Source organism: Nostoc sp., assembly GCF_036917555.1.
Taxonomy (GTDB): Bacteria; Cyanobacteriota; Cyanobacteriia; order Cyanobacteriales; family Nostocaceae; genus Nostoc.
In genome coordinates, this window is the sequence record NZ_JBALDD010000057.1 from 19,811 (window position 1) to 43,555 (window position 23,745).

The 23,745-nt window shown below is 39.4% G+C and carries 23 protein-coding genes, 1 tRNA gene and 1 rRNA gene; 9 read left to right on the forward strand and 16 right to left on the reverse strand.

From position 1 onward, the window contains the following. Complete coding sequence (gene hypA, locus V7K60_RS21665) at positions 1 to 342, forward strand: hydrogenase maturation nickel metallochaperone HypA (RefSeq protein WP_334928218.1); 342 nt, start codon at positions 1 to 3, stop codon at positions 340 to 342. Further along, complete coding sequence (hypB, locus tag V7K60_RS21670) at positions 333 to 1,163, forward strand: hydrogenase nickel incorporation protein HypB (RefSeq protein ID WP_334928220.1); 831 nt, start codon at positions 333 to 335, stop codon at positions 1,161 to 1,163. The genes hypA and hypB overlap by 10 nt, the downstream gene beginning before the upstream one ends. Before the next feature lie 300 nt (positions 1,164 to 1,463). Here hypB and V7K60_RS21675 read toward each other — a convergent pair whose 3' ends face one another. The 6 genes from V7K60_RS21675 to V7K60_RS21700 form a co-directional block, all read right to left on the reverse strand. Next, complete coding sequence (locus V7K60_RS21675; RefSeq protein ID WP_334928222.1) at positions 1,464 to 1,838, reverse strand: hypothetical protein; 375 nt, start codon at positions 1,836 to 1,838, stop codon at positions 1,464 to 1,466. After that, positions 1,828 to 2,835 carry an LLM class flavin-dependent oxidoreductase gene (locus V7K60_RS21680; RefSeq protein WP_334928223.1) on the reverse strand — a complete coding sequence of 336 codons (1,008 nt, stop codon included), beginning with the start codon at positions 2,833 to 2,835 and terminating at the stop codon, positions 1,828 to 1,830. The genes V7K60_RS21675 and V7K60_RS21680 overlap by 11 nt, the downstream gene beginning before the upstream one ends. Before the next feature lie 132 nt (positions 2,836 to 2,967). Then, complete coding sequence (locus V7K60_RS21685) at positions 2,968 to 3,345, reverse strand: hypothetical protein (protein WP_334928225.1); 378 nt, start codon at positions 3,343 to 3,345, stop codon at positions 2,968 to 2,970. A gap of 190 nt (positions 3,346 to 3,535) precedes the next feature. Further along, positions 3,536 to 3,847, reverse strand: a complete 312-nt coding sequence (locus tag V7K60_RS21690) for a hypothetical protein (RefSeq protein WP_334928226.1) — start codon at positions 3,845 to 3,847, stop codon at positions 3,536 to 3,538. A 2-nt stretch (positions 3,848 to 3,849) separates the two neighbouring features. Then, a complete protein-coding gene (locus V7K60_RS21695; RefSeq protein WP_292759915.1) occupies positions 3,850 to 4,131 on the reverse strand; it encodes a hypothetical protein in 282 nt (93 codons plus the stop codon). A gap of 39 nt (positions 4,132 to 4,170) precedes the next feature. Then, positions 4,171 to 4,593: a hypothetical protein gene (locus tag V7K60_RS21700; RefSeq protein ID WP_334928227.1), complete on the reverse strand. Its 423-nt coding sequence runs from the start codon at positions 4,591 to 4,593 to the stop codon at positions 4,171 to 4,173. A 1,021-nt stretch (positions 4,594 to 5,614) separates the two neighbouring features. On the opposite strand from V7K60_RS21700, the gene cysK reads away from it, so the two are divergent. Next, positions 5,615 to 6,574, forward strand: a complete 960-nt coding sequence (cysK, locus tag V7K60_RS21705) for a cysteine synthase A (RefSeq protein ID WP_334928229.1) — start codon at positions 5,615 to 5,617, stop codon at positions 6,572 to 6,574. A gap of 60 nt (positions 6,575 to 6,634) precedes the next feature. On the opposite strand, the gene V7K60_RS21710 is transcribed toward cysK, so the two are convergent. After that, a complete protein-coding gene (locus V7K60_RS21710) occupies positions 6,635 to 7,348 on the reverse strand; it encodes an HAD family hydrolase (RefSeq protein WP_334928231.1) in 714 nt (237 codons plus the stop codon). 541 nt (positions 7,349 to 7,889) lie between these two features. Here V7K60_RS21710 and V7K60_RS21715 point away from each other — a divergent pair. From V7K60_RS21715 to V7K60_RS21725, 3 genes are all read left to right on the forward strand, one after another. Then, positions 7,890 to 8,585 (forward strand): LabA-like NYN domain-containing protein, encoded by a 696-nt coding sequence (locus V7K60_RS21715; RefSeq protein WP_334928233.1) that lies wholly within the window; start codon positions 7,890 to 7,892, stop codon positions 8,583 to 8,585. A 101-nt stretch (positions 8,586 to 8,686) separates the two neighbouring features. Beyond that, positions 8,687 to 9,397 (forward strand): response regulator transcription factor, encoded by a 711-nt coding sequence (locus V7K60_RS21720; RefSeq protein WP_334928234.1) that lies wholly within the window; start codon positions 8,687 to 8,689, stop codon positions 9,395 to 9,397. A gap of 5 nt (positions 9,398 to 9,402) precedes the next feature. Further along, positions 9,403 to 10,491 (forward strand): sensor histidine kinase, encoded by a 1,089-nt coding sequence (locus V7K60_RS21725; RefSeq protein WP_334928236.1) that lies wholly within the window; start codon positions 9,403 to 9,405, stop codon positions 10,489 to 10,491. Positions 10,492 to 10,849: 358 nt separating this feature from the next. Here V7K60_RS21725 and V7K60_RS21730 read toward each other — a convergent pair whose 3' ends face one another. The 3 genes from V7K60_RS21730 to V7K60_RS21740 all read right to left on the reverse strand — a co-directional run bounded on the left by V7K60_RS21730 (position 10,850) and on the right by V7K60_RS21740 (position 14,281). After that, a complete protein-coding gene (locus tag V7K60_RS21730; protein WP_334928238.1) occupies positions 10,850 to 11,743 on the reverse strand; it encodes a hypothetical protein in 894 nt (297 codons plus the stop codon). Between the two features lie 132 nt (positions 11,744 to 11,875). After that, positions 11,876 to 12,757, reverse strand: coding sequence for a succinate--CoA ligase subunit alpha (locus V7K60_RS21735; protein WP_334928239.1), 882 nt, complete (start codon positions 12,755 to 12,757; stop codon positions 11,876 to 11,878). Between the two features lie 297 nt (positions 12,758 to 13,054). Further along, on the reverse strand, positions 13,055 to 14,281 hold the full coding sequence (locus tag V7K60_RS21740) for a succinate--CoA ligase subunit beta (protein ID WP_334928241.1): 1,227 nt from the start codon (positions 14,279 to 14,281) through the stop codon (positions 13,055 to 13,057). A 649-nt stretch (positions 14,282 to 14,930) separates the two neighbouring features. Here V7K60_RS21740 and V7K60_RS21745 point away from each other — a divergent pair. Both V7K60_RS21745 and V7K60_RS21750 read left to right on the forward strand, forming a co-directional pair. After that, positions 14,931 to 16,676: a hypothetical protein gene (locus tag V7K60_RS21745; protein ID WP_334928243.1), complete on the forward strand. Its 1,746-nt coding sequence runs from the start codon at positions 14,931 to 14,933 to the stop codon at positions 16,674 to 16,676. Between the two features lie 973 nt (positions 16,677 to 17,649). Further along, entirely contained in the window at positions 17,650 to 19,158 is a 1,509-nt protein-coding gene (locus V7K60_RS21750) for a reverse transcriptase domain-containing protein (protein WP_334928245.1), read from the forward strand. Here V7K60_RS21750 and V7K60_RS21755 read toward each other — a convergent pair. The 6 genes from V7K60_RS21755 to rsmA form a co-directional block, all read right to left on the reverse strand. Then, positions 19,136 to 19,366: a hypothetical protein gene (locus tag V7K60_RS21755; RefSeq protein WP_334928247.1), complete on the reverse strand. Its 231-nt coding sequence runs from the start codon at positions 19,364 to 19,366 to the stop codon at positions 19,136 to 19,138. The two genes, V7K60_RS21750 and V7K60_RS21755, sit on opposite strands and share 23 nt — an antisense overlap. After that, a tRNA-Gly gene (locus tag V7K60_RS21760) sits at positions 19,342 to 19,413 on the reverse strand. Before V7K60_RS21760 ends, V7K60_RS21755 begins: the two co-directional genes overlap by 25 nt. A gap of 170 nt (positions 19,414 to 19,583) precedes the next feature. Beyond that, positions 19,584 to 20,144 (reverse strand): sporulation/spore germination protein, encoded by a 561-nt coding sequence (locus V7K60_RS21765; RefSeq protein WP_334928249.1) that lies wholly within the window; start codon positions 20,142 to 20,144, stop codon positions 19,584 to 19,586. Between the two features lie 443 nt (positions 20,145 to 20,587). Further along, positions 20,588 to 20,917, reverse strand: coding sequence for a DUF3082 domain-containing protein (locus V7K60_RS21770; protein ID WP_334928251.1), 330 nt, complete (start codon positions 20,915 to 20,917; stop codon positions 20,588 to 20,590). A gap of 171 nt (positions 20,918 to 21,088) precedes the next feature. After that, positions 21,089 to 22,063, reverse strand: a complete 975-nt coding sequence (gene ispE / locus V7K60_RS21775) for a 4-(cytidine 5'-diphospho)-2-C-methyl-D-erythritol kinase (RefSeq protein ID WP_334928253.1) — start codon at positions 22,061 to 22,063, stop codon at positions 21,089 to 21,091. Between the two features lie 68 nt (positions 22,064 to 22,131). Further along, complete coding sequence (gene rsmA, locus V7K60_RS21780; RefSeq protein WP_334928255.1) at positions 22,132 to 22,974, reverse strand: 16S rRNA (adenine(1518)-N(6)/adenine(1519)-N(6))-dimethyltransferase RsmA; 843 nt, start codon at positions 22,972 to 22,974, stop codon at positions 22,132 to 22,134. A 678-nt stretch (positions 22,975 to 23,652) separates the two neighbouring features. Here rsmA and V7K60_RS21785 point away from each other — a divergent pair. Further along, positions 23,653 to 23,745: ribosomal RNA gene (locus tag V7K60_RS21785) — 16S ribosomal RNA — on the forward strand; the annotation flags it as partial.

The following is a 23,745-nucleotide window of genomic DNA, read 5'->3' on the forward strand; positions in this document are numbered from 1 at the left end:
ATGCACGAACTTGGAATTACCCAAAATATTGTGGCAATTGTGACTGAACACGCTAAAGGTGTAAAAGTGCAGCGAGTTTTATTAGAAATCGGCAAACTTTCAGCCATTATGCCCGACGCTATCCGATTTTGTTTTGATATTTGCACTCAAGGCACAGTTTTAGAAGGGGCGACATTAGAAATTTTGGAAATTCCTGGCTTAGGGCGATGTCGCCAATGCGGTGCAGAAATTTATTTAGATAAACCATTTGGTATCTGTAACTGCGGTAGTGTGCAATTAGATTTAATTACTGGTGAAGAACTGAAAATTAAAGAAATAGAAATAGAGGAATTATGTGTGTAACCTGCGGTTGTTCTGATGATGGTGAAACTAAAATTACCAACTTAGAAACAGGTGAAACTGAACATAACCATCATCATCATACTCACACTTTAGCAGATGGTACTGTCATCACTCATTCTCACAGTCATGACACTCATATAGAAGCGCCTCAAATTCATGCCAAAATACACAACACAACGATATCTTTAGAACAGGATATATTAGCAAAAAATAACCTGCTAGCTGCCCAAAATCGGGGATGGTTTAAAGGTCGAGATATTCTGGCCTTAAATTTAATGAGTTCTCCAGGTGCTGGGAAAACAACTCTTTTGACGCGAACCATCAATGATTTAAAGCATCAATTATCTATTAGTGTCATTGAAGGCGACCAAGAAACTGCTAACGATGCTAAAAAAATTAAAGAAACAGGTTCTAAAGTTATCCAAATCAATACCGGAACAGGCTGTCATCTAGATGCATCAATGATAGACAGGGGTTTACAACAACTGAATCCGCCACTTAATTCCGTTGTGATGATTGAAAATGTCGGAAATTTGGTTTGTCCAGCCTTATTTGATTTGGGAGAAAATGCAAAAGTCGTGATTCTCTCGGTTACGGAGGGAGAAGATAAGCCACTAAAATACCCGCATATATTCCGTGCTAGTGACATTATGATTCTCACTAAAATTGATTTGCTGCCTTATGTACAATTTGATTTGCAAAAGTGCATAGCTTATGCTAGGGAAGTAAATCCTCAAATTCAGATTTTTCAGCTTTCTGCAACTACTGGTGTAGGGTTAGATAATTGGTATAAATGGGTAACTAAAAAGCTGATAAAATGATTTATCAAGAACCTAATTAAACAGAATATCAACTAGTATACTCTTACGTAACTTTACCTCCATTTAACAAAAACACAGTCCAACTTCTAGCAAAAACTCTGCGCCCCTTTACGCTTTCCTTTGCGTTTCAAATAAAAGCTATCATCAATTCCTCTATGGTTTCATGAAAACTAGAAGTACTTTTTAGTGAATTTGATTCAGTAAACTAAGAAATAATTTTGCTCAAAATTGTAATACCCTGTACTTTAAAAGTACAGGGTGGAAGACAGCAATAAGGATGATTCCCAGTTTCTATTTACCTCAAAGCCAATCTCGGTAAGCTGATATTTCATTTACGCTGATTTCAAATGGCATTCCTTTGCCAAATGGTGGATAAACGCGGATTTTACCATTGATAGCAAACCGCTCTAACCTGTTACCCAACTGGGGAATATTACTGACGATATGCCAGTAAGATACTAAGTCAGGGCAGTCAATAATTAATGTGAGGATGTTAGCATTTGTTGTGAGATACCACTGACAATTAGATAACAGTACTCGCGTAATGCGATCGCAGGCTAGATAAAAGCATCTGCCAGCAGACTGCTCTAGCTCCATTTGCAGCATTCCATCCTGTTTTGTTACCTCAGCGGGAGGTAAATCATCGGGAGGAAGCAGGTATAGTTTAGAAGACATAATTTCGCACCTCTTGGTTGTAGCGCGTCAAACTCTCTAGGTTTTTTTGCATATCTGCAGACGAGGGTTTGAGTGCTAGCGTACCTACATTTAATTCGTCCTGAAATTTTTTAATTCTGTCTCGACAAGTCTCCACATCACCGATAATTGAGTTCTCAATCAAATAGTCTTCATCGAAACAAATATTTGTGCGATCAAATGGTTTTTGGTTGGGATTTGCACTGTTTTGCAATAATTCAGCCGAATTAGCTTTCATTTTCTGGCTAAATTTACGAACAAAAGGTAACGCTTCACTCACCGCCTCGTCAGATGTTTTGCCAACAAAAAAGAAGCGTGCTAGCACGAATTTTTCCGCACCACTAGAATTTAAGGCTCGATATTTGGTAACAGTATCCTTCAATCTTTCTAGGGAAAATGGCGGCCCACCCATCAAGCTGAAGGAATGTTTAGCAGCTAACTCGATACCGTCATCACCACCAGTCGCAACATAGACTGGGATTTGACTTTGCAATGGTTTCGGGTAAATTGTTAGGCGATCGCATTGATAATATTGCCCATTAAATGATACATCAGTTTCATATAAGAGCTTTTGAATCAATGCGATTGCCTCTAGCATCTTGGGACGGGATTCACTTGGGAGGGTCGCAAAATGCTTGTTTTGTTGAGGAAAGGGGCCGCCTTTGGCAACTCCAAATAATAATCGTCCATTGCACAGGTTATCCAAAGTGGCAATATCTTCCGCCACCCTAATCGGGTTATGGAATGGCAGCAACACCGCCGCAGTGCCTAATTGGATAGTTGAAGTCAATCCCGCCAAATGTGCCATTAACACCAACATAGACGGGCTGAGATTAGATTCACTAAAATGGTGTTCACTCACCCACGCTTCCTCAAAACCTAAGCTTTCTGCCTGTTTTACCAGTGCAACTTGCTCAAAGATGGTACGACGAGCATCTTGGTGAAAATTATCGTAATTGCAGAAAATTCCAGTTTTCATTACTTGCGTTGATACTTTGTATTCACCGTAGGTGCTGATTATTCTAGTGGTCGACAGGTTTGTAGTAAGCACTAAAGTGCTTAAATATTTGAGGAATAAAATCCTCTCTACAAAAGCATTTACCCCTCTCAATTAATGCGATGAATCACTAAGCGCAACCCACTGCAACTCCAACCATAGGCGTGGGTTGTTCTCTTTGACCTTCGACATCGGATCGCGCAACAATCGCTTGGCATTCATACAAACAACCTGGATTAGACCCATATTGTTTGCTACTTCCCTGAGTATTTCTTTTTGAGCTTGCACACAGGAAATCATTTCGTCAGAGCAATAAATTCCTATATATTGCAAACGTCTGGCAGGTCGTCCCCAAAAACAGGTAATGACTTTCACATAACACCCATCCAGCAATTCTCCAACTTGCGGGTAGTAATGGTTGACGACTCTTGTGAATTCTTTGGCTAAGATATCTTCAGCAATCATTGGAACTGATATTTCTGTAGCGTCCATCACGCTATTTAATATAACATAATTTTATCAGTTAAACATGACAAAATAGTGTATTAAGCTGGAATAAAATCTTAAATATGACAGAAAAAAAGAGGTGTACCTCATTCGGTATCACCTCAGATTTGCATAAAGCATCTTTATATTAAAAATTCGTAATTCGTAATTCTAACTTTTGAATTTTTAATTAGTATTACCGAGCATTGCGTTCACAAACTAAAACCTCTGCAATCATATCTGGGACATTTACAAAGTCCGTAAATCCTTGAGAACCACGGATTGGTGAAATAAATGTATAGTTTGGATCGCATACTCCATTGTCATATACTTGAATAAACCACCTATCGGGAAATCCTTCTATACCTAGTTCCACAGTGTACCAACTCTCGCCAATCAGACGAGAGTTAAAGATTGTGAACCACTGTCTGTTCTCTTCTGAAATATTCCAGTCTGCCATCAGCAGTTCTAAAGCTATTTGTCCCGCATCTGTTGAAGTCAACAACATTTTTACTCCTTATTTGCAGCTTCAGGATTTGCAACTTCAGTATTGGGAACTTCTGGGTATAAACCTAATTCTTTAGCTAGCTCACGCGCCACAAAAAATAAAAATTGTGCACCATCTTGATTGCCTTCATGGGCAAACATAGTTGCTACTTGTAACATTGTTTGTACTAAACCGGAATCAATCAATTCAGGCTTAGATTCTAAAATTTCTGGTTCCTGACCATTAGGGCATTTAAGTAACTCGTCAATCAGATTAAAATACAGCTGTTCGCGTTGTTCTGTCATGGTAATTTTGTTGATTTGAGTGAGTAAATTGTGAATAAGTTACTGTTCAATACTTTGCTGCCACAGTCTTTCCAACATTTCAACTTGTTCTTTTAACACAGCAGCACGATGAACAAGATATCTGTCGTAAAAAAGAATCCCTAACCCAACACAAATGGGGGCTAACAGGAAGAACCATTGCAAGATAGTGGCAAATTTATATTGTTCAGCAACAATCAGCATTTGATGAATCACATTACGATCAGAGGATTGAACGCTAGTCTGAGGGGAATGTGTACCCTCTGTGTGGGGAGCCAAGATGGGAGCATCTGTAGTCGTGTTGTTAACTTCGCAAGCTAAATTCTGAGATTTTACCAACTCCAGATGTCGCTCCCAAACGATGCCAAATACTACTAGTTCTGGTGAAAGCACTGCTAAAGTAACGACGCAAACTGTGAGAAAAGTTAAAAGTTTGGCTTTCATCTTGGCTCTCCCTTGCTAGGTAGTATGCACCCAGTAAGAAAATATCTTTTGCTGTTTATCTAAAGTAGTTGTATATTTCTACCTATTAAACAGTTTTGATATTAAAATATGTATAATCGGTAATTTTCACAATCGTTAGTTTTCAGTTATTTTCTCATTACCACTGATCCCTAATTAATAAAAAGTTACCAACATTTTCACAAAACGTAGGATTATTCAGTCAGAAGTAACGCACTTAGATTCGGTAATTTGGTTTCATCCTACTCTCAAAAGAGAGATTAAGAAGTCCCCCCTAGTTCACTAAGCTTGCGCTCAGGAATGTTGGGGGGTAGAGGGGAATCTCTGCGTAAATCCTATACGATTTATATCAGCCGCTCTCCACAAAACAGTTTACCCCAGCCCTGTTAAGATTATTAAATTCATTAAAATAGTACTCAAAGCCTGTAAAGCCTACCTGATAAGGATTTTAAAAATTAATTGGGGTATGGGTGCTAGTGTTTTTCGGACGGGGTTCTAGTATTTCTGAGGTGGGGTTCTGGTGTTTTTGCACTCAATCTCAAAACAATGTAGGCAATGGTTAAAGACTATTTTTGATGTAATTTTGGACTGACAAAATTTGCACTCAAAATAAAATCTCAATGTCTCTTGATAAAGATAGACTAATAAATCAGGAAAAGCAATTAAACATTTTGAAAATCAATTATTTATTCCTAATAAATAGAAAATAATGGAAAAATTATTCATATATACAGAAATAATTATAAAAATTGAATCTCAAGCTAAGAGACAATAGTCAACAATTTCAAATGGTAAACTAGAAGAATGGTAAGCTAGCCTCTTCTAAAGTGAGAATCAATGGGAATATCTAATAAAAGTTCTTCCTAAACTTTCATATTTTGTGGTTTAGTTAGAATACATAGTATATGCACTCATTGACATTAAACGGCAAAATAAATACATCAAAGCTTATTGTTATAAGTAAATACTCTGTACTAAGATTTAGGATTTTAGGAGTTAAATAATGCGGATTGCTCAAGACGTAACAGAACTGATTGGACGAACTCCTTTAGTTCAACTGAACAAGATTCCTCAAGCTGAGGGAGTAGTAGCAAGGATAGTTGTTAAATTAGAAGGGATGAACCCAGCGGCTTCGGTGAAAGACCGCATCGGGTTAAGTATGGTACTCTCGGCAGAAGCTGCTGGCTCAATTTTCCCTGGAAAGACCATTTTAGTTGAGCCTACTTCAGGTAATACAGGAATTGCTCTAGCAATGGTAGCAGCAGCGCGTGGCTACCGTTTGATTTTGACCATGCCAGAGACTATGAGCCAAGAACGACGCGCTATGCTTAGAGCTTATGGTGCTTCTCTGGAGTTGACACCAGGCGCTGAGGGAATGCGGGGAGCAATTCGCAAAGCCGAAGAAATTGTGGCTAAGACTCCTGATGCCTTTATGCTGCAACAGTTCCGCAACCCTGCTAATCCTAAAGTTCACCAAGAAACCACCGCCGAAGAAATTTGGACAGATACAGACGGGGAAGTAGATATCGTCATTGCTGGGGTAGGTACTGGTGGAACGATTACTGGGATTGCTGAAGTACTCAAACAGCGCAAGCCAACTTTTAAGGCGATCGCAGTTGAACCCAGCAATAGCCCAGTCCTCTCTGGCGGTGAAGCTGGGCCACATAAAATTCAAGGTATTGGCGCCGGATTTATCCCAGATGTTCTTCGCCTAGAATTGGTTGATGAAGTAATTAGAGTCAGCGATGAACAAGCGATCGCTTATGGACGACGTTTGGCAAAAGAAGAAGGCTTATTATCTGGCATATCTTCTGGTGCAGCTTTATGCGCCGCAATTCAAGTCGGTAAACGTCCAGAAAATGCCGGACGTTTAATTGTCATGATTCAGCCTTCCTTTGGCGAACGTTATCTCAGCACACCCATGTTTCAAGATTTGTCTTTAGAAACTGCTGGCGTGCGTTAAAAAGACAGGGGGACAAGAGAGTAATGAACCTCTCTGTCCTTCTCATTTGGCTCTAGCACTTCATTCTGTGCTTGTCCTTGTTAGCTTTGCCAATAGCATCGGTATTTGTGAAAGACTATTAATCTTGTCCCCATCATATAAGTCAATCTCAGAAGTCTTCTGTTCACGGTCAAGCCATACTCCCAGCATTCCAGCTTTTGTCGCAGCGATGGCATCCAACTTCAAGTTATCCCCAATGTAGATGCAATCTGATGCAGATTCTCTAAGCTGCTCACACGCGTATACAAATATCTCTGCTGATGGTTTTGCCGCTCCTGCTCTTTGGGATGTGACAACGACATCGAATTTTGAAAAAATACCGCAGCGTTTGAGTTTATTAATCTGTTGAGTCTCTTGACCATTTGTAATGACTCCAACCTTGTACTCGTCTAATTTCCCAAGGCATTCCAGGACATCATCAAACAACTGGCACAACCCAACATAATGTTGCCAGTACTCCAACAGCAGAGCGTCAGTCGTCCTATCAGAAAATACACATCCATATTCACTAAACGACTCTCGCAACTTCCCGCGTCCTGATTCCTGAAAACTTACCTGACCGTCGTAGAATTTTGTATACCACGAAGCGTTAGCTGATATCCATTTCTCTACAAATTCGTTACAGTCTTGGCTTCGTCGAGGCAAAACCTGCGTGAATAGTTCCTTAGATGCACCTCTAATCGCATCGTTATGGCGGATAAGAGTATCGTCTAAGTCAAAGAGGACAGTTTTCATTGTCAAGCTAACTATGTATTCAGCCACAAATAGCAGGATAACATCGCTACCAAAAATGTTATTCTACATTTTTCTAGTCTAATTTCAAAAATTTTAGGCTTAATACTCCTGTTGCCCGGTTCAACACCATTTAAGTCATTGTCGTAACCTTAACCTATCAAGCTAAGTTTTTAAGACTTGTGTGTACACCGTAGCCTTATACGAGAGAGATGAAAGTGTATTGCATTTAAACGAGAACTGCTGTCGATGACGTTCCCGGATGCTTGCCCTTACCCTTACAAAAAGATTTATTTTCTCGAAACTCTTGCTGTCTCAGTGCGTAAAGATTAACATATCTGTGGGCAGAAGCAATATCTTCTTAAATTAACCCTAACAACAGTAAAAACCTTGGGCTGTCTATCTTAAATCTTGTTTAGCACCAGTTAAGCTTATCTGCATATAGTGACTTAAGACCATTACCTGCTAGGTTATAAATCAGTACAGACTATACTATAGAAAATTTAGTCAAAATTTTTTCGCAGCTTTAAAATCAGAGGTATCAATGATTATAACTAATTTTAGCAAACAAAGAAATGAATTTAAGGAATCTAAAGTACTCAAAGCGAAACCACATTGGCAAGGGCAAAATTTGAGCGATACTGCTGTCAAAGGTAAAGATACCAAGATGCGAGATCCTGTATCTGATAGTTCGATTTTGAATAACCTAAATCGTGGTCGAGTTGCTATTTTTATTGATGGCTTAAGCCTGTTCCATACAGCCTTACAACTCGGCATAGAGATTGATTACGTTAAATTGCTTTGTCATTTAACCAGTGGTTCCCGACTCTTGCGTGCTTTCTTCTATACTGGGGTTGATATCAGTAATGAAAAGCAACAGGGTTTTCTATTGTGGATGCGTCGTAATGGCTATCGCGTAGTGGCAAAGGAACTTGTTGTACCAACAGAGAATTTCAAAAAATCAAATCTGAACGTAGAAATTGCTGTAGATATGATAACTTTAGCTCCTTACTATGATACAGCGGTTTTAGTCAGTGGCGATGGAGATTTAGCTTATGCGGTGAACGCAGTCAGCAGAATGGGCGTTCGGGTGGAAGTAGTCAGTCTGCAAACAACGACTAGTGAAAGTTTGATTGATGTTGCTGACTGCTTCATTGACCTCGATAGTATTAAAACACACATTCAAAAAGATTCTAATCTTGGTTATAGTTATCGCACGCCGTCGAATTCAAACCTCTAATTAAGAAGAGGCGGAGAGTGGGAGATACGGGGACGCGGTTAAAGATATCCCCGTGTCTCCGTGTCTCCTCTCTGCCCATTTTGCTCGACCCTATATTTCAGATGGATATTTTAATAGTTGAAGATGAACCAGAAATTGCTCGTTTAATCGAACTCTCTTTAGAAAAAGAAGGATTTTTTTGTCGCACTAGCCGTGATGGCATGAATGCTTTGCGGATGTTTCAAGAGCAACCACCTGATTTAATCATTCTAGATTTAATGATTCCTGGTTTGGATGGGTTGGAAGTTTGTGCCCGAATTCGCCAGAAACCAGGTGTCAAAGATCCTTACATTTTAATGCTTACTGCTAAGGGTGAGGAAATCGATCGCGTCATCGGTCTATCTACTGGTGCTGATGATTATATGGTCAAACCCTTTAGCCCCAGAGAGTTGGTAGCTAGGGTACGGGCACTATTACGGCGTAGCCTCCGCCAAGGGGGACAACATCAAGTCAATCGTACCCAACACTTTATTGTTGATGTAGACCAGCGGACTGCCAATCGCCAGATAAATTCTCAAGAAGTTGAAATTTTGGACTTAACTACCCTAGAATTTAACTTGCTAACCACCTTTGTCAGCAATCCTGGTCGAGTTTGGAACCGCACTCAACTCATTGATAAACTTTGGGGAGATAATTTTTTTGGTGATGAACGAGTTGTAGATACTCATGTAGCTCGGTTGCGAAAAAAGATTGAACCCGATCCGGCAAATCCTACTTTTATTAAAACTGTTGTTGGGGTGGGCTATAAATTTGAAGATCCTCTGGTAGCGTAAATGTTATGAAGATGGGGCTGAGAGGGCGGCTATTTTTCTCCCACTTAGTAGTAATGATCGTGGGGGTAGCTAGTCTGGTGAGCATCAGCAAAATCTCTTCCCCCCGCTTGTTTGTCTTGCATTTGGAAGGATTAGAAAATCAGGGGTTCGACTTAATCGATGTTCGTACTGAATTGGTTACAGGATTTGAACTTGCTTGGCAGCGAAGCACTATTTGGTCAGTCTTAGTCGGCACTACCGCCGCTGGAGGGTTGAGTTACTGGGTGTCCAGACGGATTATGCAGCGATTGACCGAGATGGAACAAATCACCCAAAAATTTGCTGCCGGTCAGATGGATGCACGACTACCTGTGTCTGACATTCCAGAACTTAGTGGATTGAGTAGTAGTTTCAACCGAATGGCAGCCAGTTTAGAAGGCGTAGAAGCGCGGCGGCGAGAAGTGATTGGAGATATGACCCATGAACTCCGAACACCATTAACTGTGGTGCGCGGTTACTTGGAAGAACTGGCTGATGGGGAAATTGAAGCGTCTCCTGAAATCTATCGGCGTTTAGCTAAAGAAACTCGACGTTTAGAGCGATTGGTGAACGATTTACAAGAACTATCTAAGGCAGAAGCAGGTTATCTACCAATTAATATCCAACGGGTAAATTTGCGTCCATTGTTAGAGTCATTAGTGGAGAAATTTTCCGACCAACTATTAGAAGATGGGCCAGTTATGCTCTTGCAATGTCCATCTGTGCTACCTCCTGTATTGGCAGATATTGACCGCACAGAACAGGTATTGGTTAATCTGCTAGGTAATGCAGTGCGTTACACTAACGAAGGTTCAATTACCATTAGTGCTGGGACTGAAGCATCTCAACTCTGGATTGCGGTTAGTGATACAGGTATCGGTATCGCTTCAGAAAATTTGCCTCATGTATTTGAGCGCTTCTGGCGAGCTGACCAATCACGCGATCGCCATTCGGGAGGTACTGGTATTGGTTTAACTATTTCCCGTCGTTTGATTGAATTACAAGGCGGTCAAATTCAGGTAGAAAGCGAATTGGGAGTTGGCAGTACGTTTCGATTTTTTCTGCCTTTGGCTTGAGTTGAGCCATAAAACTTTGAGTTCTGAGGGATTGACACAAGGTAGTCATGGCTGTGTCATACCCAATTGCTAATTTGAAAGTATCCAAAATCTTGGTTTGTTGATGAATGCCAGGATTTTAGAAATGCATAGAGTGTAACATTATGTCTACTTTTATTTTGGCTGCTTTTTTGGTTAGTTTACTCAGTGCTTCGGGTTATGCTGCGATCGCCTACCTGTTCCCTCAAAATCGATCCCAAGACTGACCAATTAACAATTCAAAATTCTTCGCGCAGTGTCTCGTAAAGAAGAGAGTTTCAGACTCTTATTCAAACCCCAACCATAGTAAAATCCCCCAGGGTGACAGAACTATACGTGTTTACCCTGTTGGGTAACAATATGCTGTAACACCAATCCAGTCACCTGACTGAGTTTCGCCTAGCCAGCAAAGCTCTGTTCCTAAAAATTTATATGCTCTCAGATTTCTTAAATGTAGCCGTTGAATATTATCAACATCTAGAAACCCAGTACCACGAAATCTTCGAGTACTAATAATACCTATGGAATATAGCAGTTTTCTTAAGAGCAATTCTTTGGTCACTGCAACTTCCCAAATAATATCATTGAATATGTAAAAGGGATTGGGATCAAAGGATTTATCACCTTGTATAGAGTTGAGATAATGAGAACGACACGATTGAGATAGCGCTTTCATAAATATTGCTATTTCTTGCAAAAAGTTGTGTGTCCTTTGTCCAAATAAATTTGATTTTTCCGGTAAGAACTCTTCATCGCTAGTTGCTAGAAAATCAACAGGATATCTGTAAGTTATGCCAATCCAATCGCCATCTCTTGTTCTTCCTATGTAGCATTTTCCAGCTTCGCGGTATCCCTCTTTGGTGTCTCTGTGATAATGAAGAAGAGTTTGATCAATAGTTATTTTATAAATTTCAAAATTTGGCAAATAAGACAATAAAAACTCAAAAAACTTTAGATAAATATGATAGAGTTCTAAGACACATTTTTCTTCATCTACTATAACAGTCTGATAATTTGATGCTGCTTTCACTAACTGCTTACATCTTGTATAAATTTCTTCAATCCAATCTACTTCTGACGGGAACAATTTAAACATATTTTCCAAACTGAACTCACCTTTATCGGCTACCTTCCAAACACAAGTTCCCACTGTAGAGTCTCCGGCACATGAGTAGATTAAACCCTCTGTAGCTCTGTTCAATTGAGCAATAATGTTTGCATTATTTGCGTTCATATTTAATTCAATATTTAGATATAAAAGTCATGTTTTATTAAAAGAAATCAGTACACTGGTTCCTAAATTTTGCTTTTTTAAATAATTGATAATTCGTAATTAGATATTGAACTACGAATTACGAATTAGTAATTAGTTAATCTCCTTTCTCAATAATTCTGGAATTTGAGAAGGGCGTTCGGCTACTGTAACTTCTGCTTCTTTTAAAGCAGCTAATTTACTTTGGGCTGTGCCAAAATTGGGATCGCGTCCGATAACTGTTGCTAAAGTCCCAGTTTGACGCCAAGTTTTTCCTGGTGGTGCAAGTCTACCTGCAATGTAGGCAATTACTGGTTTATCAATTGCCTCAGCAATGTACCGCGCTGCTGCTTCTTCACTACCACCACCAGGTTGACCGACTAAAACGATCGCTTGTGTGGTTTCATCCTCATCGAGAATTTGCAGCCATTGCAAAAATGAGGAACCGACGATCGCATCACTACCAATACTGACACTAATCGACTGCCCTAAACCTGCTTTTGTTAATTCGTAGGCGATTTCGTAGGTGAGGGTGCTGCTACGACTAACGATCCCCACTGTTCCAGGGGTATAAAATTCGCTGGGTTGAGTCCCTAAGAGAATTTTTCCTGGTACAATGATCCCCGGACTATTTGGCCCGATTACCAAAGTTTCACAAGCTTCGGCTTTGCGGAGTAATTGCACCATATCCAAAGGCGGCACACCAGCAGTAATAATAATGATCTGGCGAATCTTAGATGCGATCGCTTCTAATGCTGCGTCTAACACGTCGTAAGGATCTACGCAAATAATTGTTGTGTCAATTGCCCCAAATTGTTCTATTACCTCCTCTACTAAATCAAGTACTGGCAGTCCATGCAGTTCCTGTCCGCCGCATCCAGGATTGACACCAGCTACTAAATTTGTGCCATAAGCTTTCATTTGATCAACATGAGTGCTTGATATAAATTCGCAAAAGCCTTGAATTAAGACTTTACTTTCTGGCGTTAGGTTCATAAAAAATTACCGTAAGTTTGACAACCCAGCGCCTTAAACCACCGGGTATAGGAACGATACATTTACAGTGTCGTATTGATGCAATTTTTACTGAAATTCTAAAAATTAGTCTGGAAGCTGAGTGTTCCAAAAGTCAGAAAATGCACCTCTAGCTAAGAATATCCAGTTTGAATGTACTATATAATTTAGTCCCAAAAAGCAAAGCTATACTTGATTTGAGCATCAAACTAAAAAATTTATACCCAACGGTAAAAATTAATAATTTTTGATTTTTGAATTGGAACAAAATGACATTCACTATCTTTTATTAACCGTTGGTTTAGCAAGGAGAACTGCTGCTGCCACCGCCTCATCTAAATTTTCTACCACGACAAGCGCATCAGTGTGGGTTTTTAGTGTTGTCAAATATTTTCTCACAGTGTTAAATTCAGAACCAGCAAGGCGGACAACTAAGGATGGAAAATTAAGCTGTCGCCGAACTTTACTACCATTAGAACGTACAACCTGTGATTGAAGTTCGCTGTTGTCTGGCTGCACAACTCTAGCTATAACTTCAGCCACTTCCTCAGTTTGCGGAATGCTACCCAAAAAGTTAATTAGTATTACTTGAATGCTTTTATCAGCCTCCAGCATTTTCAAACCTGTTTCTAGGCGATCGCAGAAGGTAGTTGGTGTAGTATCTGTAAGGAAAGCATGACGTAGATTCAAACAAACACCTGGATTGCCACCAGCATTCGCAACTAAATCTAAAGTTGCCATCACTGAACCAGTACCATTACCTAAAATACCGATTTTTCCATGCATTTGCACACCATCCCAATCACCCAAAATACCGTTGATTTCAGTAGTGGTATGACGACTGATAATTTTTGCTGCCATCTCGGCAAGATCGGGATGACGCTTGATCGACCGTTCGTTGACCCTGACTTTACCATTAAGAGCCATAACTTGACTAGTAATACTGACTGCCAAGGGATTAATTTCGACTAAATCCAGGTCTTTTTGGACAAATAAGTGGTACATCTTCTCCACAACGCTGCTTACCGACTGCATCAGCGTCCCTTGCAAACCCATTTTCAAAGCCAATCGTCGAGCATAAAATGGCGAGAATTCTTGTTCTACGACAACATAGTGCATTCTTTCCCCAGCCGATTCCCAATCGATGTCTGCTTCTTTGCAACCTAAAAGTACCGGTCGGCAGGCAGCAGTATCTAAAACCACTGCTAGATAAAATTCTTGGTTGGCGTCGTATTTAGATTCTGCTAGTACAACTTCCGGCAATTCGCCCCATATTGGTAAACTAAAGATATTTTGAGCAGCTGCTATCGCATCGATAGTCGTTTGGGCAAACCTGACTCCACCCGCTTTTGCCCGTTCCGCTCCGTGGACTTGAGATTTCAATACAATTGGAAAGCGAATTTTTAACCGTTTCAAATCTGTAGGATGGTCAATTCGTTGGGAAGGCAATACCGGAATGCCTATCTTCGCAAACCATTCTTTAACTTGGTACTCTAATAAATCCATTGATACACCTTCTATTGACACTTTCCAAGATTTTGGTTATTCCTGTCTTGATATTTTGCAGCACCTTTATTGCAGAATTAACCTTTTTGCAGCTATAAAAACTTATTTTTCACGGATCAATTTTATCGAATTCAGCAAATGAAACATATTAATTTTGATAGTCAACTTGTTTGTGCCAGAGCCACAACACATAATTAATCTCCTCAGCAAGTTTCCCAGCATAGAAGATAACTAGCTTTTTTGTCAAAACCCTCTGACATAGCATCGTTTTCTTAACCTTTAGATAATTTGGTAAAAATTGCTCTGCAACTAGAATTTCGCAAAGCAGTAGCTTTTGTGAATTTAATTATCGCAAAGTAATGCAGTGAAAATACTCAAACCTTCTATTATTCCCATTTTTTATTTGTAATTTATATCTGAAGACAGATTATTTAATTTTGCATCTAGCACTGTAAAAATGTATCGCCACGAACAATATTTACTTTTTTAATTTTTGGTGAAAAGTCAGAATTTGTGTTAGAAAGTTGGTCGTTCAGATTCTCAGGCTGTGGTTGCTTAAACTGTGCATTTGCATTCAACAAACCTAAAAAGTTCATTTCATCCCCTTAAAGATAATCAAAACAATATAAAAGTTCAGCGGGAAAGCTCTATGAAAGTAGCAGTCCAGCAGGAAGATTTACAGCTTTTAGCCAAAACTTTGCAAGAACAATTACTTGTAGAAGTCTCAACGGCTGAAGTCTTCGAGGTTAAGTGCGTCGTCAATAAAGGCGAACTAATGATTTTAACGCAACACGCGTCAGATGTAATCGTTGATGCTCAACTAATTTTTGCAGTCATTGAGGAGGTACTTCAGTCTCTAGCACCCCACAAAGAGCAGCGGGTGCAATGTTTCCTCAGAGTTTTTGGCGAACAACTCCCTTATACTAAATGTTTCTTGGCATTAAAGCAGACGGGGGGATGGGTAGCAGAGAAAGATGAGGAAGCACAAGAAGATAAAGAAGTAATATCCCCCTCATCATCTCTGACATATTCTCTATCAATCAATGAAAGTGAAGAAGAACTGTTTGACCCGTTTGCAGATGTGCCGAATTTGTCGGCTTCAAAGCCAGGATTCCACGTCAAACCTATCCTACTAGCTGCGGCGTTGGTGGTAATTATAGTTTTAAGCGGTGGTGCTTACTTATTGACTCGCCCTTGCGTGATGTCTGAGTGTAAAGAAATACAAAACGCCAAGCAATTAAAAATAAAATCTCCGCAGTTGATGCGCCGCGCCAAGTCTGAAAAAGAATTAATAGCTGTACAACAGCAACTTACAGTAGCCAGTACAGACCTGAATGTAATTCCTAGTTGGTCGCCTCGTTACCAGCTGTCACAGGAACTAAAAGCAAGTTTGTCTGGGCGAGCAGAAAAAATCAATCAGGTGGTCAAAGCTTTGCAAACGGCATCTTTGGCGACACAAAAAGTTCAAACACCTGCATCTAGCTTAGAGGAATTACAAACTAGGCAACACTTATGGCTACAGGCTATAGCGCCACTAGAAAGTATAAGTTCCAGTAGTGAACTCTATGGGTTGGTGCAGGGTAAATTACTGAATTATCGTGTCCGTTTACACGCTGTAAATCAACAGATATTTATTGAGGAAAAATGGCTGAAAAAACTAACTGCAGCAAAAGTTGTAGCCGTTACAGCCGAGAAGCAGGAAGCTATTGCTAAATCCTTGAATGACTGGCAAAAGGCGCAGTCTACTTGGCTGATAGTAATTAATGCTTTGAATACCATTCCCCGGAATAGCGTTGGATATCAAGAAGCCCAAAAGCTGTTGATAGATTATAAACCTAAGTTAGTATTAGTACGCGATCGCGCTACTAAAGAACAATTAGCTGTTAAAACCTACCAACAGGCCCTTAGCACCGCCAAGCAAGCCAGAGTTTATCAACAACGAAACCAATGGCAAGCAGCGGCGATATATTGGGATCAGGCTGTGCAAACTGCTAAAAAAGTTCCCCAAGATAGCTTGTACTACACTCAAGCTCAGTCTCTCATCGAACCCTATTCAACTGCGCTCAAACAAGCACAAGAAAAACTACAAGTTGTTAGTAATTTGCAACAAACCCGCACTGACTTGGATAAGACCTGTACTAATGGAATTCAGATTTGCACCTTTAGTATGGACAATGCAGGAATTATTGTCCGGCTAACCCCTGAGTATGACCAAATAAGGCAAAATAATTTGGCTAATCCTTATTCTAAGAATTCAGATACTGCTGTTGACGTTACGAATCACTTGCAAATCTTGCGGGAAGCCCTAGCCGTAATTGGTGATAATGCCAATTTGTCCCTTTTTCTTTATGATTCCCAAGGTCAGGTAATTTATACACGGACTTTAGGCGGGTAAGTAGCATCCCCAGTGAAGTATAAAGGATGAATTGTACATTAACTAATTATTTGTCAATTTAACAAAATATTGCCACAGCATTTCAAATACCTAAAACCCTAATATAGTAAGGATTATGTCAGGGTTTTTACTATTTAAGGAAAATAGCGATCGCACTAGTGGGTAAAGATAACAGATTTTAGACAATGACTTCACAATAAACCCAAGCAGTTGCCCAACAATTGGGTGATATTCCCGTTAATGATGAAAAATTACAGATTTTTTCGATTGCAAAATTATCTGACCACTTAACAAATTGATGACCTTAAAAATATTTACCTCAAAACCTTTGCCAAGTAAGGGTTTTATTATTTTATGCTCAAAATAATCTAGTTGAGATTGGTTGCCAGAATAGCTGTCCTCTTTTGAAATTATGACAAAATATATGTCCTTGTTTGAAAAGGGACTTGAACGGATATTTTACCAAAATTGACAGTACTGCCAACCCATGCTGATGAGTTGTTGAATAGTAGGCAGTTCTACATTAATATACTTAGGAGTTTGTTGAGGCATAAATTATTTTGACAATTTTTATAGAATGATTTTAGTGAATTTACTATATATTTTTAAGTTATAATACTTAATTTGCGTTTTTTAGGTATACAAAACTTCAGTTATAAGCAATTGATGAATAGTTGATGATATGCTGTCTAATAATCCTAGGTTAGGTCTTTGAACCTGCCGTGAGATGTGTAAAAGCATCTTATCCCAAGTGGGTAGCTGTTCCTATCTGATACAATACAGAAGAGGAAGAAATAATAAAGACCCACCAACAGGAGGTTCTTTTTACCTATTAGAAATAATAGGTAGTGGTTATACTCTATACCATCGTAGAGGAGACAGGTTGAGGGAGTGTCTAGCGTTCTCTGTCCGCCTTAGCAGTAAGCACTTCCAAATAATTAAATTACTACAAAATAAAACTATATCCAAGAATTTGGACGATTTACTCACTGAATACTTTCAGTCTGAGAAGCTAAAAGCTGCGTTTGAAGCTTACGAACGACAAAAAACGGATTTCTTGCAGCAGGGTGAGCCAAAAGTTCAAATGGGGGTAGATGGTATTTCTTACCAAACCTTTAAAAAGGAACTTGATTTACGTTGTCAGTTCTTATCAAATAGATTACTTCAAGGTACATATCAGTTTTATACTTTTCGAGAAATAGAAAAAGACAAGCCATCTGGTGGAAAGCGAATTTTATCGATTGCTACTATACGTGATGTTATAGTTCAAAAAGTTTTGTATGATGCTATTTATAAAGAGATAGAAAAAGATTTTCAAGCGACACCTATACTAGATAAAGTTTCTTGTGCATATAGAAAGGGAAAGTCTGCACCCTATGCAGCGAACTTGATTCATCATTATATCAAACAAGGTTTTATATTTGCCTTAGATGCTGATATAGTAAAATTTTTTGATAGGTTATCTCACGAATATCTTTTTGAAATTATAGTAAGAAAGTTTGGTCAAGATACTCTAGCTACTAAATTATTGAAACGATTTATAAAAACTGGTGGACTTCCACATAAAAATCAACGTGGCAAAATATACAGTTATCGATTTTTTCATCATCGTAAGCCTATTCTAAATAATCAAAGAATTATCAGAACTCAGGGTATTCCTCAAGGTGGTGTACTTTCAGGAATGCTAGCAAATTTATATTTACATGAATTTGATTGTTGGGTTATTAATGATTTAGCAAAAAAATATACTCTGCGATACGTTCGTTATGCAGATGATTTTGTCATACTTTTGAAACAACAAGAATTAATTTATCTAGTACATCAAGAAGTTGCTCAAAAATTACAAGATATAAAACTAGAATTGCATACTGATGAAAAGAAAACTAAACATGTTGATATAGCTCAAGAATTTCTAGAATTTGTTGGTTTTCAATTTACTCTTGAGTATATCAAAATTAAACCAGCAAATATTCTAAAATTTCAGGAAAGAATTGTAAAAAAAATCAATAAAGAACCTTCTTATAATACTGGTGAAGATTTTAAGCGTAGATTTAGGTTTTTTATTAAATGTGTGATTAATAGAAAAGTAACTGGGCGTGGTGAACAAATATGTGATACATGCGGTGGTGTGCTTGGAGAAAGAGTAAAAAGTTGGATGGGATTTTTTATGGTCATTACCGACATTCAACAAATACGCGAACTGGATAAATGGATTCGTAAAGAAATCAGCCAACACTTTTATAAAAAATACAAACTTCGTCTAAAGAAATCTGATTTTAAAAATGCAGGACTAATTACTCTTGAGCAGGAGTATTACAGACTTCGTAAACGAAAAAGCTGTTCATGTGAAAAATGTAATTCTTCTTCAGGTGCAATAAATGACAGTAACCCTGTACAAGATACACGGGTAAGGCAACCTCTGTGTTGGAATTTTATTTTGAGCATTATTGAGAGAATATTCAAGAAGTTATTTGCTCTTTAATGTTTAGCCAGTTTTGCTCATACAAACGCTGCCAAGCTTTGCGAATATGTTCAGGCTTAAATAGTTTGCGCTTACGATCGCTCCATTCATTTACCAAGGCGATCGCATAAACATATAAAGCTGGTAGTATTGTCCTTCCTAAGTTGGGCGCGGACAAATAATTTGGCAAACGACAGATTTTAAAGCGGGCGATGGGACTCGAACCCACGACGTTCACCATGGGAAGATGACATTCTACCACTGAATTACACCCGCAAATTGCTACCATAAACCTCTGGCTAAAATTAAGCATACCACTATTTACAGCTGTTTTCAATTGGCTAGAACATACACCATTTTGACAACTGCTGATGTATGAGTCCTGTGGCTGTTCAGATTAGGAAATTTTTTAGCTAGTTGATGACGCCACTTACTACAATATTTAACTAAAGAACAATGTCCTCGCCTCGCTCGGTGAAGCGAACCTCTTTAATATTCCATTGAGCATTACTCGTTAAGGTTTTGCGGAGACTGCCAAACAGAGCAAATTGTTCACAACTAGAAAGAGAAGTTATTTGCCGCTTTGACTCAGGAGATATGCGTAAATCAACTGTAGCAATGCCATTTTTGATGTTGACACGATACCCAGACAAGCTAAAGTCGCTTGTATCTCGTTTTTCTAAGATTTTACTCACGACATTTGTTACTGGTTCCTCTGCTGGTACTGAAACCTTTTCTGGAATTAGTTTTTGACATTGGGTATCACTTGTGTATAGTGTTACGCTAGTAGTTTTGTTAATAGTGACTTTAGAAGTTGATGGAGAAGGCTTATTTTCCTTAGTAGATTCTTGATTAGGAGATTTTTCTCTTAACTGAGCTACGCTAGGAATTTGGCTGAGAGTTCGAGAAGATACGCTATTCGTTGGTGCTGTGGTAGGGTATGACGTTGCGCTGTCAATATTACTCGCGGTGGGGTTAGAACTACAACTACCAAGGCTCACAACCATTGTTGCAAAAATAAGGGGTAAACAATATCTCTTGATTGTGTTCATAAATTTTGCTTAGAAATGATGTTGCTGTTATCAATTTCAGTACTGCTGGTATTAATTCCGCATAAATTCGTGAATATTGAGCCAGTCTATAAAGTGTCAAACCAAAGTCTATTAAAGTCAAATTTTATACTATATACCATAATTACAACGTCTACTATTTAAGGAGCGATGTCTGACGACAAGCCGATGCAGCGTCTACGTCAATCGCAAAAAGCTTGACTAAAACAAGTAGCAATGCAGTAAACCAGAGAATTACTGCATCTAGTAGCACTGCATCTGCACTTGCTGCTCATGTTAAATAAATTTGGCAAGAGTAAAATCAACTCCTTGCACAGTAGGGCTAAATCGTGCTGTTTAAAAAAACTTGTGCTTTTAGGTTACTGATTAAAAGCAAATTACTAGTTTTCACTACTTTTTTGCTTCGTCAATTGTTGCACTAATAATTGCACTCCCAAAGCCAACAAACCAATTGCCACTATAGCAAAAATCCCGCTACCTAAAGCAACTACACCAACAACTAGAGTGCGGACAGCAGAAGAAATTTTCACCACCAATGGATTGATTGAATGGATCGGTTTACTAGCAAAATTTGTTGCGATCGCAATCATCAGCGAATACGCTGCAAATCCCATCCCTCCAGAAATCACCGCCCCAGTAAAACAGCGTAACGGACTAGCTGTTACCTGTTCTTTAGCATTTGTTTGCGACGTTAGATTTTGGTCATTCATAATATTTAGATTTTAGATGTTAAATTTTGGATTGGAGCATTAGGAATAATTATTGTCCTCAGCTAATCGTTATTCAAATTCCATCTCTGCCTCTTTACTAGCGATTTGAACTATGCAACTCAAAAATTTATCAGCTTATTTCTTATACTCGATTTAATGATAAAGATTTACTTAAATTGAAGATGCCACCTGAATACCATGTGTAATTGTCCGAGTCACAAACAATTCTAAGTCTTCATCAAGAATTGCTTCTTTAACTTGTAATTTCACTTGTTCTGCCTGCTGTTGAGACTCAAAAAGAGCAAATACTGTTGGGCCAGAACCAGACATCATTGTTCCTAAAACACCTTCTTGATTTGCAAACACTTCTCGCAGTTGCAAGACTTGGGGATAGTCTGGCAATACAACTCGTTCTAAATCATTGTGCAGTTTTCGGGCAATTTCTCTGGCATCTTTATCTAGGACAGCTTTTACTATTGCTCCTGAATGAACTGCATTAGCACGCGCTGTCAAGTTGTCGCTATCTCTAATATAAGAATGACCAAACTGCTGTCGATAGGTTTTGTATGCCCAAGCGGTGGAAACTTCCAAACTGCGGTATTTTGCTAACACTATATAGATACTATCCAAACTTGGCAACGGAGAAAGTTGCTCACCTCTACCTGTTGCGATCGCAGTTCCACCCGCTACACAAAACGGTACATCTGAACCAAGTCTACCTCCCAATTCCTCTAATTCTGACTGAGTTAGCCCCAACTTCCACAATAAATCTATCCCCACCAACACAGCTGCTGCATTCGTCGAACCCCCAGCCAACCCAGCAGCCACAGGAATCTGCTTGTTGATGTTAATCTCCACGCCCCCATATTTAGCAAAGGCTTCAGGAAATTGCCTCACCATTAATTCTGCCGCGCGGTATGCCAGATTACTTTTATCTGTTGGTACTTGTGGGTGGTTGCAGTGAATACGGATATTGTCAGTGCTGATGGAATGGACATCAATTTGGTCTGCAAGTCCGATACTTTGAAGTATCATGGCTAACTCATGATAGCCATCGGGGTGCTGGCGTAGCCCGCTGGAGGCATCGCCAATGATTTCCAGATACAAGTTGATTTTGGCAGGGGCAATTAAGTTGTAGGAACGCATTTTCTGGGAATTGGGAATGAGGAATGGGGAATGAGGAATGGGGAATGAGGAAAAATCTACCTTGTCCCCTACTCCTTAATCTCCACTCCCAATTCATTTGCTAAAATTACCCATTGCTGAACGCTGAGGTCTTCGGCTCTGGCTTGGGGATTTATTTTTAATTGTTCCAGTAAGTGGCTCAAGTGATCGCGTTCTATAACTGATTGCAAATTATTTCGTAACATTTTGCGCTTGGCACCAAACCCCAACTTTAAGAAATTTTCTAACTGTCGGGGATTAAGTGCTGGTATATCTATTTTTCGGGGGCGCAATCGCACCACTGCTGAATCGACTTTTGGCGGTGGATGGAATGCAGCCGCTGGGACTGTGCAGATTAACTCACACTCAGCCAAATACTGTACCCGTACACTCAACGCCCCAAAAGCTTTTGATTCTGGTTTAGCATATAACCTTTCTGCTACTTCTTTTTGTACCAGCAACACTATAGAGTCAAATGGTTCGGGGTTGGGGTTAGCGATCGTACCCAGTAGTTTTTCAATGATTGGCCCTGTAATGTTGTAGGGAATATTGGCTACTATCTTATTTGGCTGTTGGAAATTGGGAAAGGCTGCCAGATAAGATGGTAAATCTAGAGTGAGAAAATCGCCTTGCAGCAGTAAAAAATTTTCAGTCTTACCAAGCTGCTTTGACAACAGTTGGCATAAGTCGCGGTCTATTTCAACTGCAACTAGAGATTGCACTAAGGGTAATAAACGACGAGTCAGAATGCCAGTTCCAGGCCCAATTTCCAGGACGCGATCACCTTTGAGCGAGCGATCACTTTCTCTACACTCAGCTGCTTGAATAATTGCGTTGAGCGCTTTTTCACTTTTGAGCCAATGTTGAGCAAAGACCTTACGCGGTCGGATCATCTGTATTTATTGCCTAGTCTAGTTTTTAGCTTTTTCTCAAAAACTCATTATAAATTTTGAAGTCCCTCTACAGCGCTAGACTCACTGTAACGCCTATCTTGTCTTCCAAACGCTCCACAAACGTAGTGATGGCGATCATGTAAATACCCATACAAGTGTCACCTGTAGGATGGGAGTCTCAAACTGCAAGCTCCACAACAATTATGCCCTTATATACTTAGTTCAGGCATAAGGATTTAGGAGAAATCACTCCAGCAAGACTACTCCTGCCTTTTTCGATAATCATTACTATAATCGCTCAACCTGCATCAGATCCCATTTAGGGACAAGCAACCTGCATTATTCACACAGTCAGGTTTAGCCACTTCGTTCTCGCCTCCCTCCTATTGCTTAACCCATTAACCTGGAAGTAATGCCAGTCAAGCGATTTGCCCTTTTAGAAAATAAATAAATTTACCCCCTTGACAAACTAGGGGATGACTAGTTACTCTAGTTAAGTGGAAAGGCGACAGACGCTAACCACCGCCGAACCTAAAAAACATAATACTTTGAAAGCTTAAGAAAAAACCAATCCTCGTCAAAAAATTTTGTTTTTGGGATTCCCTGAAAACATAGTCAAAATTATAACTAGGATTCCGGGAAATATTTTTTTTCGGAGCCACAAACTCGAAACACAACAAAACGGAGAGTTTGATCCTGGCTCAGGATGAACGCTGGCGGTATGCTTAACACATGCAAGTCGAACGGTGTCTTCGGACACAGTGGCGGACG

What these genes read in the sequence shown, in the direction of transcription:
- hypB (WP_334928220.1), top strand. Translation starts at nt 333, where the DNA reads ATGTGTGTAACCTGCGGTTGTTCTGATGATGGTGAAACTAAAATTACC.
- rsmA (WP_334928255.1), bottom strand. Translation starts at nt 22,974, where the DNA reads ATGATCCGACCGCGTAAGGTCTTTGCTCAACATTGGCTCAAAAGTGAA.
- V7K60_RS21770 (WP_334928251.1), bottom strand. Translation starts at nt 20,917, where the DNA reads ATGAATGACCAAAATCTAACGTCGCAAACAAATGCTAAAGAACAGGTA.
- V7K60_RS21740 (WP_334928241.1), bottom strand. Translation starts at nt 14,281, where the DNA reads ATGGATTTATTAGAGTACCAAGTTAAAGAATGGTTTGCGAAGATAGGC.
- V7K60_RS21675 (WP_334928222.1), bottom strand. Translation starts at nt 1,838, where the DNA reads ATGTCTTCTAAACTATACCTGCTTCCTCCCGATGATTTACCTCCCGCT.
- V7K60_RS21730 (WP_334928238.1), bottom strand. Translation starts at nt 11,743, where the DNA reads ATGAACGCAAATAATGCAAACATTATTGCTCAATTGAACAGAGCTACA.
- hypA (WP_334928218.1), top strand. Translation starts at nt 1, where the DNA reads ATGCACGAACTTGGAATTACCCAAAATATTGTGGCAATTGTGACTGAA.
- V7K60_RS21735 (WP_334928239.1), bottom strand. Translation starts at nt 12,757, where the DNA reads ATGAACCTAACGCCAGAAAGTAAAGTCTTAATTCAAGGCTTTTGCGAA.
- cysK (WP_334928229.1), top strand. Translation starts at nt 5,615, where the DNA reads ATGCGGATTGCTCAAGACGTAACAGAACTGATTGGACGAACTCCTTTA.
- V7K60_RS21690 (WP_334928226.1), bottom strand. Translation starts at nt 3,847, where the DNA reads ATGTTGTTGACTTCAACAGATGCGGGACAAATAGCTTTAGAACTGCTG.
- V7K60_RS21700 (WP_334928227.1), bottom strand. Translation starts at nt 4,593, where the DNA reads ATGAAAGCCAAACTTTTAACTTTTCTCACAGTTTGCGTCGTTACTTTA.
- ispE (WP_334928253.1), bottom strand. Translation starts at nt 22,063, where the DNA reads ATGCGTTCCTACAACTTAATTGCCCCTGCCAAAATCAACTTGTATCTG.
- V7K60_RS21765 (WP_334928249.1), bottom strand. Translation starts at nt 20,144, where the DNA reads ATGGTTGTGAGCCTTGGTAGTTGTAGTTCTAACCCCACCGCGAGTAAT.
- V7K60_RS21720 (WP_334928234.1), top strand. Translation starts at nt 8,687, where the DNA reads ATGGATATTTTAATAGTTGAAGATGAACCAGAAATTGCTCGTTTAATC.
- V7K60_RS21715 (WP_334928233.1), top strand. Translation starts at nt 7,890, where the DNA reads ATGATTATAACTAATTTTAGCAAACAAAGAAATGAATTTAAGGAATCT.
- V7K60_RS21710 (WP_334928231.1), bottom strand. Translation starts at nt 7,348, where the DNA reads ATGAAAACTGTCCTCTTTGACTTAGACGATACTCTTATCCGCCATAAC.
- V7K60_RS21685 (WP_334928225.1), bottom strand. Translation starts at nt 3,345, where the DNA reads ATGGACGCTACAGAAATATCAGTTCCAATGATTGCTGAAGATATCTTA.
- V7K60_RS21680 (WP_334928223.1), bottom strand. Translation starts at nt 2,835, where the DNA reads ATGAAAACTGGAATTTTCTGCAATTACGATAATTTTCACCAAGATGCT.
- V7K60_RS21695 (WP_292759915.1), bottom strand. Translation starts at nt 4,131, where the DNA reads ATGACAGAACAACGCGAACAGCTGTATTTTAATCTGATTGACGAGTTA.
- V7K60_RS21725 (WP_334928236.1), top strand. Translation starts at nt 9,403, where the DNA reads ATGAAGATGGGGCTGAGAGGGCGGCTATTTTTCTCCCACTTAGTAGTA.
- V7K60_RS21745 (WP_334928243.1), top strand. Translation starts at nt 14,931, where the DNA reads ATGAAAGTAGCAGTCCAGCAGGAAGATTTACAGCTTTTAGCCAAAACT.